General features: G+C 43.4%; 14 protein-coding genes and 1 riboswitch. Of the genes, 3 read left to right on the top strand and 11 right to left on the bottom strand.

The window, feature by feature from the left end:
* Positions 1-14 precede the first annotated feature (14 nt).
* The 7 genes from QVO88_RS02290 to queA form a co-directional block, all read right to left on the bottom strand.
* Positions 15-1682, bottom strand: coding sequence for an AMP-binding protein (locus QVO88_RS02290; RefSeq protein WP_022286918.1), 1668 nt, complete (start codon positions 1680-1682; stop codon positions 15-17).
* A gap of 21 nt (positions 1683-1703) precedes the next feature.
* The gene (locus tag QVO88_RS02295) at positions 1704-2369 is read right to left on the bottom strand and encodes an HAD family hydrolase (protein ID WP_265290976.1); all 666 of its coding nucleotides are present in this window, start codon (positions 2367-2369) and stop codon (positions 1704-1706) included.
* Positions 2370-2656: 287 nt separating this feature from the next.
* Positions 2657-3214, bottom strand: a complete 558-nt coding sequence (locus tag QVO88_RS02300; RefSeq protein ID WP_022286920.1) for a manganese efflux pump MntP family protein — start codon at positions 3212-3214, stop codon at positions 2657-2659.
* A gap of 256 nt (positions 3215-3470) precedes the next feature.
* Entirely contained in the window at positions 3471-4613 is a 1143-nt protein-coding gene (gene tgt, locus QVO88_RS02305) for a tRNA guanosine(34) transglycosylase Tgt (RefSeq protein WP_022286921.1), read from the bottom strand.
* A 30-nt stretch (positions 4614-4643) separates the two neighbouring features.
* Entirely contained in the window at positions 4644-5015 is a 372-nt protein-coding gene (locus QVO88_RS02310; RefSeq protein ID WP_022286922.1) for a PAS domain-containing protein, read from the bottom strand.
* On the bottom strand, positions 5005-6126 hold the full coding sequence (locus tag QVO88_RS02315; protein ID WP_022286923.1) for an acyltransferase family protein: 1122 nt from the start codon (positions 6124-6126) through the stop codon (positions 5005-5007). The genes QVO88_RS02310 and QVO88_RS02315 overlap by 11 nt, the downstream gene beginning before the upstream one ends.
* 68 nt (positions 6127-6194) lie before the next feature.
* Positions 6195-7247, bottom strand: coding sequence for a tRNA preQ1(34) S-adenosylmethionine ribosyltransferase-isomerase QueA (gene queA / locus QVO88_RS02320; RefSeq protein WP_022286924.1), 1053 nt, complete (start codon positions 7245-7247; stop codon positions 6195-6197).
* A gap of 219 nt (positions 7248-7466) precedes the next feature.
* Positions 7467-7655: riboswitch (Lysine riboswitch) on the top strand.
* A gap of 173 nt (positions 7656-7828) precedes the next feature.
* Between queA and asd the strand changes: the two genes are divergently transcribed.
* From asd to dapB, 3 genes are all read left to right on the top strand, one after another.
* Complete coding sequence (gene asd, locus QVO88_RS02325; RefSeq protein WP_022286925.1) at positions 7829-8911, top strand: aspartate-semialdehyde dehydrogenase; 1083 nt, start codon at positions 7829-7831, stop codon at positions 8909-8911.
* A 36-nt stretch (positions 8912-8947) separates the two neighbouring features.
* Positions 8948-9838: a 4-hydroxy-tetrahydrodipicolinate synthase gene (dapA, locus tag QVO88_RS02330; protein WP_022286926.1), complete on the top strand. Its 891-nt coding sequence runs from the start codon at positions 8948-8950 to the stop codon at positions 9836-9838.
* A 133-nt stretch (positions 9839-9971) separates the two neighbouring features.
* Complete coding sequence (dapB, locus tag QVO88_RS02335; RefSeq protein WP_022286927.1) at positions 9972-10730, top strand: 4-hydroxy-tetrahydrodipicolinate reductase; 759 nt, start codon at positions 9972-9974, stop codon at positions 10728-10730.
* Between the two features lie 140 nt (positions 10731-10870).
* Here dapB and QVO88_RS02340 read toward each other — a convergent pair whose 3' ends face one another.
* Genes QVO88_RS02340 through rlmD form a run of 4 tightly spaced genes read right to left on the bottom strand, consistent with a single transcriptional unit; the run spans position 10871 to position 16429 of the window.
* Entirely contained in the window at positions 10871-13081 is a 2211-nt protein-coding gene (locus QVO88_RS02340; RefSeq protein ID WP_022286928.1) for a transglutaminase domain-containing protein, read from the bottom strand.
* Between the two features lie 12 nt (positions 13082-13093).
* Positions 13094-14254 (bottom strand): DUF58 domain-containing protein, encoded by a 1161-nt coding sequence (locus QVO88_RS02345; RefSeq protein ID WP_022286929.1) that lies wholly within the window; start codon positions 14252-14254, stop codon positions 13094-13096.
* Positions 14255-14267: 13 nt separating this feature from the next.
* Positions 14268-15206, bottom strand: a complete 939-nt coding sequence (locus QVO88_RS02350; protein ID WP_022286930.1) for a MoxR family ATPase — start codon at positions 15204-15206, stop codon at positions 14268-14270.
* Positions 15203-16429 (bottom strand): 23S rRNA (uracil(1939)-C(5))-methyltransferase RlmD, encoded by a 1227-nt coding sequence (rlmD, locus tag QVO88_RS02355; RefSeq protein ID WP_022286931.1) that lies wholly within the window; start codon positions 16427-16429, stop codon positions 15203-15205. Before rlmD ends, QVO88_RS02350 begins: the two co-directional genes overlap by 4 nt.
* Between the last annotated feature and the right edge of the window lie 355 nt (positions 16430-16784).

A 16784-nucleotide genomic window follows, 5' to 3' on the forward strand; every position in this document is an offset into this window, starting at 1 on the left:
TCTAAATCTCAGCATTACTTATTCTTCTTGCTGTCATTCTCTCTTATCTCAACACGGCGTATCTTACCGCTGATAGTCTTAGGCAGCTCGTCCACGAACTCAACTATTCTAGGATACTTGTAAGGAGCAGTTGATTGCTTAACATAGTTCTGAAGCTCCTTAGCAAGCTCAGGAGAAGCAGTGTAGCCCTTTGCAAGCACGATAGTAGCCTTAACTACCTTGCCTCTGATAGCGTCGTCAGCCGCCGTGATAGCGCACTCAAGTACAGAAGGGTGTTCCATAAGGATACTCTCTATCTCGAAAGGTCCTATACGATAGCCAGAAGCCTTGATAAGGTCGTCCGTTCTTCCAACATACCAGTAGTAGCCGTCATCGTCCATGTAAGCAGTGTCGCCTGTATGGTACATACCAAATCTCCAAGCGTTGTCCGTTGCCTCAGGGTTTCTGTAATACTCCTTGAACAGCGCAGGGTTTTCGCCCCTCTTAGCGTAAACAACGATCTCGCCTGTCTCGCCTACCTTAACAGGCTTGCCCTCGTTGTCAACGATACCGATATTGTAAAGCGGTGTAGGCTTACCCATCGAGCCCGGCTTTGGCTCCATACCGTAAAGATTGCCCACAAGCACAGCGCCCTCTGTCTGACCGAAGCCCTCCATAAGCTTAAGACCTGTGTACTCATACCACTTGTTGAATACCTCAGGGTTAAGAGCCTCACCGGCGATACAGCTATATTTCAGTGAAGAAAGGTCATAGTTCTCAAGGCCCTCCTTGATGAAAAATCTGTACATTGTCGGAGGTGCGCAGAAAGAAGTCAGCTTGTAATCCTGAATTACTTTCAGCACGTTTGCAGGAATAAATCTGTCGAAGTCATATACAAAAGTTGTTGCACCGCAGATAAACTGACCAAACATCTTGCCCCATGCACACTTTGCCCAGCCTGTCTCAGAAACAGTAAGGTGCAGTGAGTTCTCGTCAAGGTGATGCCAGTGCTTAGCAGTGATAATGTGTGCCGCAGCCAGTGAATACTTGTGCAGTACCATTTTAGGATAACCGGTAGTACCGGAGCTGAAATACATTAGCATTGACTCAGTAACGTGTGTTTCGATCCTCTCAAAAGTCTTTGGATACTTGTCCATTTCGCTGAGAAAATCTATCCAACCCTCTTTAGCACCATGAGTGATAAACTTCTCCTTCATGCCGCTGTACTGTTCAAGAGCTCTGTCCACCTGATTAGGAACATCGTCCTCCGCAGTTGCCACGATATAAGAGATAGAAGCAGCGTCAAAGCGGTAAACATAGTCTTTTTTCTTGAGCTGACAAGTTGCAGGCACAAGGATAGCGCCTATCTTCATAAGACCGTAAGCAAGGAACCAGAACTCATAATGACGCTTAAGAACAGCCATAACAAAATCGCCCTTCTTAACTCCGTGTGCCAGCATCATGTTAGCCACCTGACTGCTCTTTTCAGAAAGATCCTTGTAAGTGAAGATATGCTCCTCACCCTCCTCGTTGACCCACTGCATAGCCACCTTATCAGGCACGTTCTTAGCCAGCTCGTCTATAACGTCATATGAGAAGTTGAAGTTCTCAGGCAGGTCAAGCTTAAAGCTTTTAAGTCTGCCCTCGCTGTCAAGCTCCTCGTCAACAAACCTCTTGTAAAAATCAGCCATTACAAAACTCATATATGAAATCCTCCGTTTTAATTATATCCTGTTTATCTCATGACAAATGCTCACTATGTCCTGCGGAACTTCCGCAATATACTTCGCACCTGCATTTTCAAGTTCTTCTCTGCCCCTGAAGCCCCATTCACAGCCAATGCAGTCAAGACCCGCATTTTTTGCCGTTATAACGTCCACATCAGAATCTCCGATAAGCACAGCTTCCTCAGCCTTGACCCCAAGCGTGCCAAGAATATTGTATATTATCTCAGGCGCAGGCTTTGTCGGAACACCGTCCTTTTTGCCCTCGATCAGGTCAAAATCTTTCTCACCGAAAATATTCTTTACAATGTAGTTCACAAAGCCATCAGGCTTGTTTGAAGCCACCGCCGTCATAATGCCCTCACTGCGAAGCGTGTCAAGCACCTCGCAGATATGCTCATAAGGCTTGGTCTTGTTCACACATCTCTTGTTGTATTCCTCAGAGAACTCAGCATGATACTTTTTGATGTTCTCCTCGCTTCTCAGCTTCTCAGGCAAAGCCCGCTCAACAAGCTTCAAAGTACCATTTCCCACTAAATGCTTGTAGGTATCATAATCAAACACAGGAAACCCATATCTCTCAAGTACCGCGTTCATGGCGTCCCCAAGATCATAAATAGAATTTACAAGCGTTCCGTCCAGATCAAAAATAAATAGCTTTTTCATAAAACCAGCTATACAAAAAGCCTTTCCTCCCTCCGACTTTCCATAAACTTGTCGGTCACCATGCACTAATTTTTACACTTATCACAAGTTTATACACATATCATAACTTTGTACACTTATCACAAGTTTGTACATCAATCGCAAATTTATACACTTGTCTAAAAATCACGAGATTTATTATACACTGATATTGTGGCTTGTTTATGAACATACACACCTGTAATTGTTAAATTAAAATTCACAAAGATATCTATGTGATACATATTTACGTGAATAAGCAAATTGTTTTAAACAAATATAGTCTGTTCAGCGAATATTTTAAGCCCTATACATATTAAAATAACTCCCCCAACTATCCTTGCCTTGCTTTTGAGTTTTCCGCTGAATTTGTTACCAAGCATAACCCCACAGAACGATAAGGCCGCCGTAACAACACATATAAACGCTGCCGACCTGACTATGCCCACACCAAGTGCCGCAAAGCTTATGCCCACAGCCAGTGCGTCCACAGAGGTGGCAAATCCCTGCACAAGCACAGCCCCGAAAGTGAGCCTGCCCCCTGTCTGGATCTCATCGTCCCCCGAACCGCATATCATGTTCAACCCTATGAACCCAAGCAGTATCAAAGCTATCCAGTGGTCGAACCTCTCTATGTACTCCGCAAAATTCATGCCCAGCGCATAGCCGATCGCAGGCATTATCCCCTGAAAAAGCCCGAATATGATACCGCACATCAATGCTCCCCTGACTCTCCCCTTTCTGACGCAAAGCCCATTAGTCACCGATACCGCAAAAGCGTCCATAGAAAGTCCACACGCAGTAAGAAAAAGCTCAAAAATACTCATATAATCCCCCTGTATAATGTATAAAAACAGCTTTACATTCAATCTTGACTTCCCTTATATTTTTATCTGCACCCACACTTTTTACACCTGCTACCACACCTTTTCTGTAGGGGCGAACAGCGTTCGCCCATCAAAGCAACAAACCCATGCTTTCATCAAATAAAATAGCCCCCACTCAACAAAAAAACGCCATCTCGGAAAATACAAAATAACATCTTTGCATTTTCCGAAAACAGCGTCATACCGTTATATTTTTTTAATCCTCACACTTTGAAGCAAGAAGCGAGCTGTATTGATTTCTGAACTGCTCAAATCTGCCCTCGTCAAGAGCCTCTCTTATCTTCTCCGTGAGCGTGTTGTAGAAATACAGATTGTGCATAACTGCCAGCCTGCCGCCCAACTGCTCCTCAGACTTGAACAGATGACGAATGTACGCCCTGCTGTGATTACGGCAAGCAGGGCAATCGCAATGCTCGTCAATAGGTCTGGGGTCAGTTTCATACCTTTTATTAGTGATGTGCATAATGCCGTTCCATGTGAACAGCGTTCCATGACGTGCATTTCTGCTTGGCATTACGCAATCAAAGAAGTCCACGCCTCTGTAAACAGCCTCGATTATGTTTGTCGGTGTGCCAACGCCCATAAGATATCTCGGCTTATCCTTTGGCATAAAAGGCTCGACCTTTTCGATAATGTTATACATCACCTCAGTAGGCTCACCCACCGCAAGACCGCCAATAGCAAAGCCCGAACAGTATTCCATTTCTCTTATGCGCTTCATATGCTCGATACGCAGATCCTCATAAGTACAGCCCTGATTGATACCGAACAGCATCTGATGCTTGTTTATAGTCTCCTCAAGTCCGTTGAGCCTTTTCTGCTCAGCGACACATCTCTCAAGCCACCTTACCGTTCTATCACAGCTTGCCTTTGAATAGCTGTGCTCAGCAGGGTTCTCTACACATTCGTCAAACGCCATTGCGATAGTAGACGCAAGGTGCGATTGTATCTGCATACTCTCCTCAGGACCCATAAAAATTCTGCGACCGTCAACATGAGAGTTGAAGTACACGCCCTCCTCTTTGATTTTACGCAGCTTGGCCAAAGAAAATACCTGAAATCCACCACTGTCTGTAAGAATAGGCTTGTCCCAGTTCATGAACTTGTGAAGTCCGCCCATTTTGTATATAACGTCATCGCCCGGTCTGACGTGCAAATGATAGGTATTGCAAAGCTCCACCTGAGTTTTAAGCTCGTTTTTCAGATCAATGGAAGAAACTCCGCCCTTTATCGCCGCCGAAGTTCCCACGTTCATAAAAACAGGTGTCTGTATAGTTCCATGAACAGTTTCAAACTGCCCCCTGCGTGCAGCACCCTCTTGTTTTAATAATGTAAACATAAATTCTCCTTATAAATTATTTTTTTCAGCCTATTCCATATCATACAGCTTCATAGTTTCAATATTTCTGTACTCATGCTTTTCATAATATCCAATAAGCTCTCCCTCTTCATCTCTGAGAGCTATCATGTAAACGTCCTTATTTTCCTTTTCGTTGCGGAAAGTATACACCTTGTTGTTGCCCTTGTCCTTTTTGAACCATGCAATGACCTGCTCTATCTTGTCATTAGAATCCCCGTTGTGACAGCCCTTTATGGACCTGCCCACAAGAGCCGCTCCTCCTCGCTTTTCATATCTTTTGACCGCTGTCGGGTTCATATATACTATCGTATTCTCAAGGTCGCAAATAACCACAGGTGCATCGTCTGCGTCAATAACGCTCTTAAAAAAGTTATTTTCCATTTCCGTTCTCCTTTATGATATCATTCCTGCCCCTTATTCCTTTAAGCACCATATCCAGAGGCACACCAAATATTTTTATGCAAAGCACCAATACAATAGGTATCGCTGTAAGTGCCAGATAAAGCTCCCAACGTTCAGGAAAAGCCTTTGCAAGATATGCCTGATAACCATAGTATGTGAGCATATAAACTATAGTTCTGTGCCAGAAGTACACCTGCAAAGTCCTGGAGCCGCACTTTGTTATCAGTGGAATCTTCACATCAAGCCCAATACCAAGCACCGCCAAACAAAGCAGTGCCGAGATACCCATAACAAGAAGCCTGCTCAAAAAAGTGCAATCCATGTCCGTTGCTTCAGATATGGAAAAATAAGAGTTTCTTCCCGTAAGAAGCATTCTCAGCGGATAAACAAGCTTTGTTTTTCCAAAGCAGAAATAAGTCCAAATGCCTATCACTCCCAAGGACAGCGCCCTTACATACCACTTCTTTACAAAATCAGCCACCTTTTCAGGGTCAAGCACATATCCGCAGTAGTAAAACGGGAAAAACACCACTATCCTGGATAGCTCATATTCATCGCCCACGCTAGGGTCATACCCTGCCGAAAGTGCCGTCACCATAGCCGCCGTAAGCACCGCCCAAGGTCTGCTGTTTCTTAACAGATAGCAAAGCCCCATAAATGCCGCCATTGCGAACATATACCAATATACACCGTCGCCGCCTAAAAGGTCAAAGAAAATCTCGCCATCACTGTTTTCCTTGTCAAAATCCGTCTGAAATCTCACCTGCGACCAATAATTCAGGCATTTCATTAACATTCCGATAACAACAAATCCAAGCGTCTTTCCAAGCACTTTCCTGCCGTCATCATGCCCCCTGTTGAACAATCCTGATATGAATAAAAACAACGGCATATGAAAAGCATACAGAAACACAAATGCGCCGCTAAAAACCTTTGCCTGCGGTACACCTGTTTCACCGCCGCCGTCACCAAAAAGCTTGACAGTGCTGTCGTCTATCAAATGCCCCAAGACCACAAGCACTATAAGCAGAAATTTCAGATTATCATATAAATACAGTCGTTTCTTCTCCCCTGACTTAATGTCATTCATATAGAAAAAACCTCCGTAAAAAAAAGTTTGAAATAAGATATCATCGCTGCAGACGATACCTTAATTCCTCACTCAGATATTATGAGCATACAATCACCAAAGCTGAAAAATCTGTATTTCTCTTCAACCGCTATCTTGTAAGCATTCATAGTGTTCTCGTATCCCATAAATGCAGAAACAAGCATTATAAGCGTGCTTTCAGGCAGGTGAAAATTAGTAACAAGTCCGTCAAGCACCTTGAACTCAAAGCCAGGATAAATAAATATCTCCGTGTAACCGTCACATGGAACTATCTTTCCGTCATTGAATGCCGCCACGCTCTCCAGCGTCCTGCATGAAGTAGTACCCACCGCAATAACACGTCCGCCATTTTTCTTCGTTTCGTTTATCATGTCTGCAGTTTCACGGCTAAGCTCATAATGTTCCCTGTGCATCTTATGGTCAAGGACCTTGTCCTCCTTAACAGGTCTGAAAGTGCCAAGACCAACGTGCAGAGTAACATACGCAATGTTCACACCCATTGCCTTTAAGTCCTCAAGCTGCTGCTCAGTAAAATGCAGACCGGCAGTCGGCGCAGCAGACGAGCCAAGCTCATGAGCATAAACCGTCTGGTATCTGTCCTTGTCCTTCAGCTTTTCAGTAATATAAGGTGGCAAAGGCATCTGACCTATCTCGTCAAGTGTGGCAAAGAAATTCTCCTCGCACTCAAATCGTGCGATACGGTTTCCGTCCTCCAACACATCAATTATCTCCGCCTTCAGCTTACCACCGCCAAAAACAAATCTTGTGCCGATCTTGGCTTTCTTTCCGGGTCTGCAAAGAATCTCCCAGACCATGTTCTCTTTCTGCTCCACAAGCAAAAACTCAATGAACGAGCCTGTGTCCTCACGCTCGCCGTATATCCTCGCAGGAAGCACCTTTGAGTCGTTAAGCACAAGCAAGTCACCTTTTTTGAGATAATTGCATAGATTATAGAAATGGTCGTGTACCACCTCTCCCGTCTGCCTGTTTATCTTCATCATTCTCGAAGCATTTCTAGGCTCGACAGGGGTCTGTGCAATAAGCTCCTGCGGCAGGTCATAATAAAAATCCGATCTTTTCATATTGTTGATATCAAGCATTTTAAATATCTCCTATTTACTTAAAATATAATAATTATAATAATGTAGGCAACGGCGTCCTCTACGTCCCACTCTCACCATTCTCAAAGTCCTTATTCCAACAACTGTCAACATTCTTTAAAGTCATTTAATTTCATATAAACTTATTAATTTACAGAAAATTAAAATATTTTTATCTATATGTATTGACAGAACGCTAAATATTTGTTATCATTAAACAGAACAGATAGAGGTGCAGTTGAAATGAGTATCATTTTTCGTGTGACCCCACACAACAGCGTCCCAACGCCTATGGTAAATGAGAAAGGTAAAACTGCCGAAGCGGAGTATCGGGAACACTCCTGCTGACTGTTAGTTTAATAGACTATCAGTTGTCATCATTACAAATGGTGGAGTGCTATCGGCATAAATTTTTATGTCAACATTCTTATTATATTGTATGATGAACTGGTTTTCAACCAGTTTTTTTATTATTTGTTTATTTTTTATGTTTTGTGCAAAATAACATTTGAACAGCGGCATATTTTAGTGTATAACGCCAAAGAAAATTGTTACCATGGCACAGGAAAAGGAGTTTTAATATGAAAAAGTACAATGTCGGTATCATCGGTGCAACAGGAATGGTAGGTCAGAGATTTTCTCTGCTTCTTGACAAACACCCATGGTTCAATGTAGTATGCGTTGCCGCTTCACCACGTTCGGCAGGCAAAAAGCTCAAGGACGCAGTTGCAGGCAAGTGGAAGCTTTCAGAGCCTCTGCCGGAAGCTATCGGTGAGCTTACAGTTCTGAACGCCGAGGAGGACGTTGAGAAGATCGCTTCAATGGTGGATTTCGTATTCTGCGCAGTTGATATGAAGAAAGACGAGATAAGAGCCCTTGAAGAAAAGTATGCAAAGGCTGAATGCCCTGTTGTATCAAACAACTCCGCACACAGACATACTCCTGATGTTCCAATGGTCATTCCTGAGGTAAACCCTGAGCATATCGAGATAATCGCTTCACAGAGAAAAAGACTTGGCACAAAGAGAGGATTTATCGCAGTTAAGTCTAACTGCTCACTCCAGTCTTACGTTCCTGCTCTTGCACCTCTTATGGATAAGTATAAGGTAACAAAGGCTCTTGCCTGCACATATCAGGCAATTTCAGGCGCAGGCAAGACATTTGAAAGCTTCCCTGAGATACTTGACAACGTTATCCCTTATATCGGCGGTGAGGAAGAAAAGTCTGAGAAAGAGCCTCTTAAGATCTGGGGTCATATCGAGGGCGACGTTATCGTTGACGCAACAGCTCCAGCTATCACAACACAGTGCCTGAGAGTTCCTGTTTCCGACGGTCACACAGCAGCAGTTTTCGTATCATTTGAGAATAAACCTTCTAAGGAAGAGATCCTTCAGGCTTGGAAAGATTTCAGCGGTGTTCCACAGGAACTTCAGCTTCCAAGCGCTCCAAAGCAGTTCCTTAACTACTTCACAGAGGACGATCGTCCACAGGCTAAGCTCGACAGAAACCTTGAGGGCGGCATGGCAGTTTCTATAGGCAGACTGAGAGAAGATTCACAGTATGACTATAAGTTCGTTTGCCTTTCACACAATACACTGAGAGGTGCGGCAGGCGGAGCAGTTCTGCTGGCTGAGCTTCTTGCAGCAAAGGGCTATTTTGACTAATATAACACATATATACGCACGAAAGGAGTGCTGTTTATGAAAAAGACTATTTTCACAGGTGCAGGCGTTGCTATCGTTACACCTATGAACGCTGACGGCTCTATCAACTTTGACAAGCTGGGAGAGCTTATCGATTTCAACATCGACAACGGCACAGACGCTATCATAATCTGCGGAACAACAGGCGAAAGTGCTACCATGACAGATGAGGAGCATATCGAGTGTATCCGCTATGCTGTTGAAAAGACAAATCACAGAGTTCCTGTTATCGCAGGCACAGGCTCAAACCATACAGAGTATGCCGTAAACCTTTCTAAGAAGGCTGAGGAGCTTGGTGCTGACGCTCTGCTTTGTGTTACACCTTATTATAATAAGACTTCACAGGCAGGACTTATCGCACACTTCTCCGCTATCGCAAAGGCTGTTACACTGCCTATCATTCTTTACAACGTACCGTCAAGAACAGGTGTGAACATTCTTCCTGAGACCTGCCGTGAGCTTGCAAAGATAGACAATATCGTTGCTATCAAGGCAGCAAGCGGAAACATCAGCCAGATAACACAGGTAGCAGCTCTCTGCGGCGATGACCTTGATATCTATTCAGGCAACGACGATCAGATCGTTCCTATCATGGCTCTGGGCGGAAAGGGTGTTATCTCAGTTCTTTCCAACTGTATGCCATTTGAAACACATGAGATCACACAGCTCTGCCTTGATGGAAAGTATGAGGAAGCAAGAGAAAAGGTATTCAAGACCCTTGGTTTTGCAAAGGCACTTTTCAGCGACGTAAACCCTATCCCTGTCAAGGAAGCTCTTAATCTTATGGGCTTTGAGGTCGGCGAGTGTCGTCTGCCGCTTGTAAGAATGAGCGATGATAAGATAGAAAAGCTGAAAGCGTCAATGAACGCTCTCGGACTTATCAAGTAAAATATACAAAGGGCGGAGAAATTCGCCCTTTATGTTTATAACAAAATTTTAAGGTGTGCTGTAGGGGCGAACAGCGTTCGCCCGTTTCCCTGCACATACTGGTCAATAAATAAAAAGAAAAGGAATGATATAAATGACTAAGATCGCAATATGTGGCGCCTGCGGAAAAATGGGCAGGTTCATATATGACGTTATGTCAGAGCGTGACGACTGCACAGTAAGCGCAGGTATCGACAAGTTCGGCGAGGCTTATGCAGACTTCCCTGTTGTAAAAGAGCCTGCCGACCTGCCTGAAAAGCCTGATGTAATAATCGACTTCTCACACCCTTCCGCACTGGACGGACTTCTCAGCTATTGCCTTTCAAACGGCACTGCCCTTGTAATAGCTACCACAGGCTATACAGAAGAGGATACAGCGAAGATACACAAGGCTTCCGAGCAGATACCTGTTTTCTTCACATTCAACATGACCCTTGGTATAAATCTTCTTGCAAATCTTGCAAAAACTGCCGCAAAAGTTCTTGGCGGTCAGTATGATATCGAGATAATCGAGAAGCACCATAACCAGAAGATAGACGCTCCGTCAGGCACTGCTATCATGCTTGCAGACGCAATAAACGAGGAGCTTGACAACAAGTATCACTATGTTTACGATCGTCATTCTGTAAGAGCAAAGAGAGAAAAGACCGAGATCGGTATGCACTCTGTCCGTGGCGGCACTATTGTTGGCGAGCATGAGATAATCTTTGCAGGCAGAGATGAAGTCATCTCCCTCAAGCACGAGGCTCATTCAAAGCAGGTTTTCGCTGTGGGTGCAGTGAATGCAGGCGTTTTCCTTTGTGGAAAGCCGGCAGGACTTTACGCAATGAGCGATCTTCTTGCTTCACTTTAATTAAATATCAGATACAGTGAGCGTCCTTGATGTTCCACTATTTCAGAGATTTTTTACACTCTCAGGCTGCTGTTTTATACGGCAGCCTTTTTTATACAAAAAAATAGCCGTGCGTGATTTTTTTCCGCACAGCCATTTCATTACATATTCTTATCAAGCTCCAAAGAAGTTTTCTCACGCTTTGTGAGCTTTTTCCATTGTACTTTGTAATCTGCATAGACCATTTTCCACTCGGCTTCATCAGGAACATATCCACCGAAGCAGGTCTTTTCAAAAAGATCTATAAGACCGCCAAGCTCAACTCCACGCCTCTTAACAAGATATTCTCTTATCATTTCAGGCGTGTATCCCGATAGCCTATCATTAGAAGCTATGGTCAAAAGCCTTACCACTCGCCTGTAAAGCCTTATGACCTTTTCTCCGTTATCTCTGAATTTAAGTGACAGTCGGAAAAATACCTCGATAATTCTGTTAAGGAATACGAAAACCACAAGCACAAACGCTACACCGATAAACAGTGCGATCCTGCTGAAATAGCTTACAAAAGTTGAAACATCAAAGTTCGTACCGTTTGCACTGTAGTCACGCTGATAGCCCGGAACTGTCGGGTCAAAAGTCATCCAGCCAATGCCTGTGATAAAGACCTCTACAAAAGCGTGAGCATGGCTATCTCTTACCACAAACTCTCCACGTTCATTCTTTTCATATGCTGCAAAGCCCTCAACATACCTTGCTGGAAGTCCCAGCATTCTCGCCATAAGTGTCATGCTTGTGGCATAGTTTGTGCAGTTTCCGCGCTTGCTCGTGAAAAGAAAATATGCGATAGACTCATCGTCAGGCTCATACTCGTTATCGTAAACATAGCCGTTCTGCTCAAAATAATCCACAAGCGCCTGAGCTTTCTCATAATCATTTTTGCAGTTTTCCGTTATGTTTTTCGCAAGAGCCTCCATTTTTCCGCCTTTATCGTCATATGCAGAAACATCTGTGTACAACGCATATATCTTATAAATATTCAGCGCTTGATTTGATGTGACATCTCCGTTTGTCAAACCATAAGAAAGCAGAAGTTTGAACTGATTTTCGGTCATATCAAGATTTGCCGCAGCCTGTCTTTCTCTCTCCGTTTCAGGAATATACTCAAAGCTAATGCCAAGCTTATTTCCTGCGGTGTCATATGGTCTGTAGACCTCGCTGTGAGTTGTTTTGATATAAACGTTGTTCTCCCCTGGGGTTATCATCAGTGGAGCAGGGATATAGCTAGGGGCAAAGCTGTCGCTGAACTGATTCATGACTGCCTTTTCACTGAACAGATCATCAGGAAACTGTGACCTGTCCACGCCAAGATCCTTGGTGTAATCCTTATCTGCAAGTGACTTTGCTATGCTGTAAACATAGCTCGGTGAGTTCACCTCGTTGTCACCGTAAAGATAAACATTTTTGTCAAAATCAAAATCGTAGAAGCTATCGTCTGTTACCCACTTCTCGTTTCTGAAAAGGTCAAAGGATTGTCTGCGGAGATAAATGACCTGTTCATCAGAGGTTGTGGTGAAGTTGAAAAGTATCTCGCCCGTTGCGTCTGCGCCAAATCTTGGGGAAGACTCATCACTAAGATTGTCATATGTGCCACTGCTTTTGATATTCACATCAAAGAAGTTGCTATTTTTTTCAAGATAAGATGTCTTTGAGGAAGTCGGCATAAGCATTGCAAGCGCACCCACAAGGGTAACGAAAACCGCCGATGCCGCCACATAAGAGCCGTTTATAACAAGGTCATGCTTGCTCTCGTCTGAAACAAGTCTGCTGTGCACCATAAGTGCAATGAACACAGTGAGCATTATGGTTATGTCAAGAGTATCCATTGAGTCGGCACGCTTACCGTAAATAAAAAACGGAAAAAGCACAACGAGCATCGTTCCAAAGCTTCTATAGCGCACAATGGTGAAATAATAAAGCACCGAAATGATAAAGAAGCCTAGTCCCACAAACAGAAAGTAGAAATATTCATCTATCTGACCTATCTCCTGCCTGTTTACATAAAACCAATTGATAAATGATTTCCCAGAATGTTCAAATCCAGCACGAAGAAGCTGAAAGCCCAAAAACAGCACTGCCACCATAAGGGCGGTATAGACAAGACCTCGCAGGACTTTTTTCGGCTTTAGCCACTCAAAAAGAGCAAACAGCAGACATTCATAGACCACATATCCAAAAGTATAAAGTCTGACATTGTCTACAAGATAGGTCTTAAAGATTATGTTCATGACCACTGCTCCAAGGAGCAGCGGCAAAGCATATTTTGAAAGAATATTCACAAGGGTGTTTTTTATCTGAGCAGTTTTAGTATTCAAAAGCCACACCCCCTATGTCATTTTACGAAACTCGAAAGTTTCGTCTACAAGCCACATATTTTCTGTCTGCTTATCAAGGCCGCTAAGATGTGTTACTACAAAAGAGCCGTTAAATTCTTCCATGAGAGAAGAAAAATCCCCCTGAGAAGTCGCCATGCAGGCTGTGAAGCAGATAGGAGCTGTCTTGCCTATCTCATGAGAAAAGGCAAAACGCTTTTCCTGCGGATATGGTGCTATTGCCGCAAGGTCGTTTTGAAGCTCTATTATATCACCTGCCTGCTTTATTTTCATGCTTTTCCAGCCGTCAAGATAATAATTATACTCACTCTCGAAGCCTTCCATAATAAGCATTGAAAGCATTGCAAGGCTCGCTTCGACTATATTATCAATATTCATAGCAAACATAGGGTCATGATTTTCGCTTGGTATATCAAGGAAAAACGCCTGACTTGAAGCCGTGACCTTTTCATCAAGGCGCACCATAAGCTCGTCACGCTTTGATGAAAGCTTCCAGTTTATTCTTTTCAGCGGGTCGCCTATCTCATACTGTCTGTGGTCATAGCCCGGAACGCCTGTAAGACCAAGTGCATTTTCATCTGATTCGCTTTCGTTATCGTCAAATGAAGCGTTCTCGGAAGTTGCTTTAAGAAGCTCTGTTTGAGAGCCAGTGTCAGGGATATTCGGCATTATCTTTATTTTTCCCACGGCTTTTTCATAACGTGAACTGTCAAGGTGCAGGGTGATTATTCCAAGATAGTCATGCAGACGTATGCTTTTTATTTTCACTGTGCCAAGACCTGCATAGCGTGTTTTCAGCTTAACGCTAACGCTTTGCTGTCTGCCGCCTGCCACGATAGTTTTAAATTCAAGTGGGCTTACAGCACCGATATTATCTGAACACTCTGCCGTTACCTCAACAACGCATGAGGGAATAATGCGTATTGCATTTAAAAGCATTATGTCAGCGTCAAACTCCTCGTTCTTTGCACTTATTTCTGTGGAAAGCTTTATGGCTGCCACAAGTTTACGCTTGGTAATGAGAAGTGCCACAAGAGATATCACAAAGGCTATAGCTAAAAGATAAAGCACAAGCGTACCACCGCTTCCGTTTATATAAACTCTAAGCAGTATCGCCACCGCCACGCAGGTAAGATAACCTAAAAGATTTTTCATGGGGTCATATCCTCTATTTCTCTATTGCGTCAGGTGATTTTACTGTAAGAGCGATATTTTCAAGAGCTTTCCTTTCATTTTCAAAGGCGGATTTGCCTTTAGGAGAAAGCATAAGTCTATGTGCAAGAACGTCAGGCATAACAGCCTTGACATCATCTGGCATGACAAATCCTCTGCCCTGAACAAAGGCATAGGCTTTTGAAGCTTTGAGAAGTGCGATACTTCCACGGGGAGAAACGCCAAGCTTTACATAATCTGAATTTCTTGTTGCGGTAACAAGGCTCAGGATATATTTTCTCACGGAAAGCTCTGCGGTCACATTTTCAGCGTAGCCCATAAGCTCACGGACGTTTTCAAGGGTCATGACAGGCTGGATATTCTTTGCAAAGCCTGATCTTTCGGCTCTTGACATTATATCAAGCTCATCATCATATGAGGGATAGCCCATTGATATCTTCATAAGAAATCTATCCATTTGGGCTTCAGGCAAATGATAAGTGCCGTAAGTTTCCACAGGGTTTTGTGTGGCAAGCACCATAAATGGCAATGGAAGTTCATGAGTTTTACCGTCAATGGATATCTGATGTTCTTCCATGACTTCAAGCAAGCTTGACTGAGATTTTGGGGAGGCTCTGTTTATTTCGTCTGCCAAGAGGAAATTGCACATTGCCACACCCTCCTTATACTCAAGTTCATGAGTTTTCTGATCTATCATAGAAAAGCCAACGATATCGGACGGCATAACGTCAGGGGTAAGCTGGATACGGTTATATTTGCCGTCCACTGACCTTGCAAGGGCTGATACAAGCTGAGTTTTGCCTACTCCAGGCACGTCCTCGATAAGAACATGACCGCCGCAAAGCATGGCTGTGATTATTTTAAGCACAGAGTCTGTCTTGCCGACGATAACTTTTTCGATATTATCTGTGAGAAGTTTTACCTTTTCGTTCAATTTTTTTTATCCCCCTTTTTATCAGGTGTTCTGTTTGGTGTGAGCGATATCATTTTTCTTTTTAAAAGCACCACATTTTCGATACCTGTGGTATGCGGGAACATATCAACGGGCTGGATAAGCTGTGCTTTATAGCCTATTTTTGCAAGAAGCTTCAAATCACGCTCGAGAGTTTCTATTTTACAGGAAACGTAGACTATCTTTTCGGGTCTGAGTTTGCCCAAGGCTTCAACAAATTCTTCTGTTGTGCCTGCTCTTGGAGGGTCAAGGAAAACTGTATCACAGCTCTCACCTGCCTGCGCAAGCTTTGTCATGAACTCGCCTGCGTCCTCATTATAAAACCTGATATTGTCAAGCTTATTGAGCTTGGCGTTTGAAACTGCATCCTTTACGGCTTCGGCATTAAGCTCAACGCCTGCCACGTCTGCACCGCTTTTTGCAGCGATAAGACCGATAGTACCTGTTCCGCAATATGCGTCGATAACTTTATCGCCTTTTTTAAGCTCGGCACAGGAAACTGCTTTAGAATAGAGCTTTTCGGTCTGCTCGGGGTTCACCTGATAGAAAGAATGAGGTGATATTCTGAACTTACAGCCGCAAAATTCGTCGGTGATATAGCCTTTGCCGTACATTATAATATCACGGTCGCCCAAAGTAAGAGGAACTCTGCCTTTATTAACGTTTTGGACGATAGTGGTTATATACGGGTGTTTTTCAGTAATAGCTTTAACGAAATTTTTCTTTGCAGGAAATATCGGAGTAGCTGTAACTAGCACGAGCATTACCTCGCCTGTTGTTTGGGAGGTACGGATAAGGGTATGCTTAAGAAGGCCCTGACCGCTTTCCTCGTTATATGGAAGGATACGGAAGTCAACCATAAGCTCTTTAAAGGTAGCAACTATTTGCTGTGCTCTTATATCCTCCAAAAAGCAATCGTCAGTTATTACCATACTATGGGTAGAGGACTGATATACTCCTGAGACGATACGCTTTGAGCTATTGACCTTATAGACAGTTTGGACTTTATTGCGATAATTATAGGGGTAGTCCATAGTTATTATCTGCTGAGGTCTGCAAAAGCGGCTCAACATTCTATCGGCTTTTGCCTGCTTCCATTCTATTTGCTGGGCGTAGGCCTTATCCAACTGACAGCCGCCGCAACGTTTAAAGCAGCTACATTTTTTCTCGCCTGTTGACTTATCGATAGTGGTATGTTTATTCATCACATTTACTCTTTTCATTATGTATAAATTTTATTTTAAGTATACCATTTTATATGAATAATGTCAACAAAGGCGGTTATAACAATTAAATTTAGCAGTATGCTCATGAGGTATAGCTAAGGTGTGTCGGTATAAATATTCAATTTTCAAGCTTCAGACGGAGTGCAGGAAGTGCTTTTCTGTGCGATCAGAACCTCTCATCGTGTTCACCTAACTCACGTTGACAAAATGTTTCCTCATACACTGTCGCTCCGCAAGGTTTCCGATTTGTGGTGAAACCTCTTCTACTTATACACGAAAAGTGGGTATTTTGTTGCAGAAAAAATGCAACAATTGCAGAAATGTTGCCAAATTA

It is taken from the genome of Ruminococcus sp. CAG:57, from assembly GCF_000435935.1.
In the GTDB taxonomy this organism is placed as follows: domain Bacteria; phylum Bacillota; class Clostridia; order Oscillospirales; family Ruminococcaceae; genus Hominimerdicola; species Hominimerdicola aceti.

Excerpts from the sequence above, each read along its gene's own strand:
- QVO88_RS02290 (WP_022286918.1), bottom strand. The coding sequence starts at position 1,682 with ATGAGTTTTGTAATGGCTGATTTTTACAAGAGGTTTGTTGACGAGGAG.
- QVO88_RS02295 (WP_265290976.1), bottom strand. The coding sequence starts at position 2,369 with ATGAAAAAGCTATTTATTTTTGATCTGGACGGAACGCTTGTAAATTCT.
- QVO88_RS02300 (WP_022286920.1), bottom strand. The coding sequence starts at position 3,214 with ATGAGTATTTTTGAGCTTTTTCTTACTGCGTGTGGACTTTCTATGGAC.
- tgt (WP_022286921.1), bottom strand. The coding sequence starts at position 4,613 with ATGTTTACATTATTAAAACAAGAGGGTGCTGCACGCAGGGGGCAGTTT.
- QVO88_RS02310 (WP_022286922.1), bottom strand. The coding sequence starts at position 5,015 with ATGGAAAATAACTTTTTTAAGAGCGTTATTGACGCAGACGATGCACCT.
- QVO88_RS02315 (WP_022286923.1), bottom strand. The coding sequence starts at position 6,126 with ATGAATGACATTAAGTCAGGGGAGAAGAAACGACTGTATTTATATGAT.
- queA (WP_022286924.1), bottom strand. The coding sequence starts at position 7,247 with ATGCTTGATATCAACAATATGAAAAGATCGGATTTTTATTATGACCTG.
- asd (WP_022286925.1), top strand. The coding sequence starts at position 7,829 with ATGAAAAAGTACAATGTCGGTATCATCGGTGCAACAGGAATGGTAGGT.
- dapA (WP_022286926.1), top strand. The coding sequence starts at position 8,948 with ATGAAAAAGACTATTTTCACAGGTGCAGGCGTTGCTATCGTTACACCT.
- dapB (WP_022286927.1), top strand. The coding sequence starts at position 9,972 with ATGACTAAGATCGCAATATGTGGCGCCTGCGGAAAAATGGGCAGGTTC.
- QVO88_RS02345 (WP_022286929.1), bottom strand. The coding sequence starts at position 14,254 with ATGAAAAATCTTTTAGGTTATCTTACCTGCGTGGCGGTGGCGATACTG.
- rlmD (WP_022286931.1), bottom strand. The coding sequence starts at position 16,429 with ATGAATAAACATACCACTATCGATAAGTCAACAGGCGAGAAAAAATGT.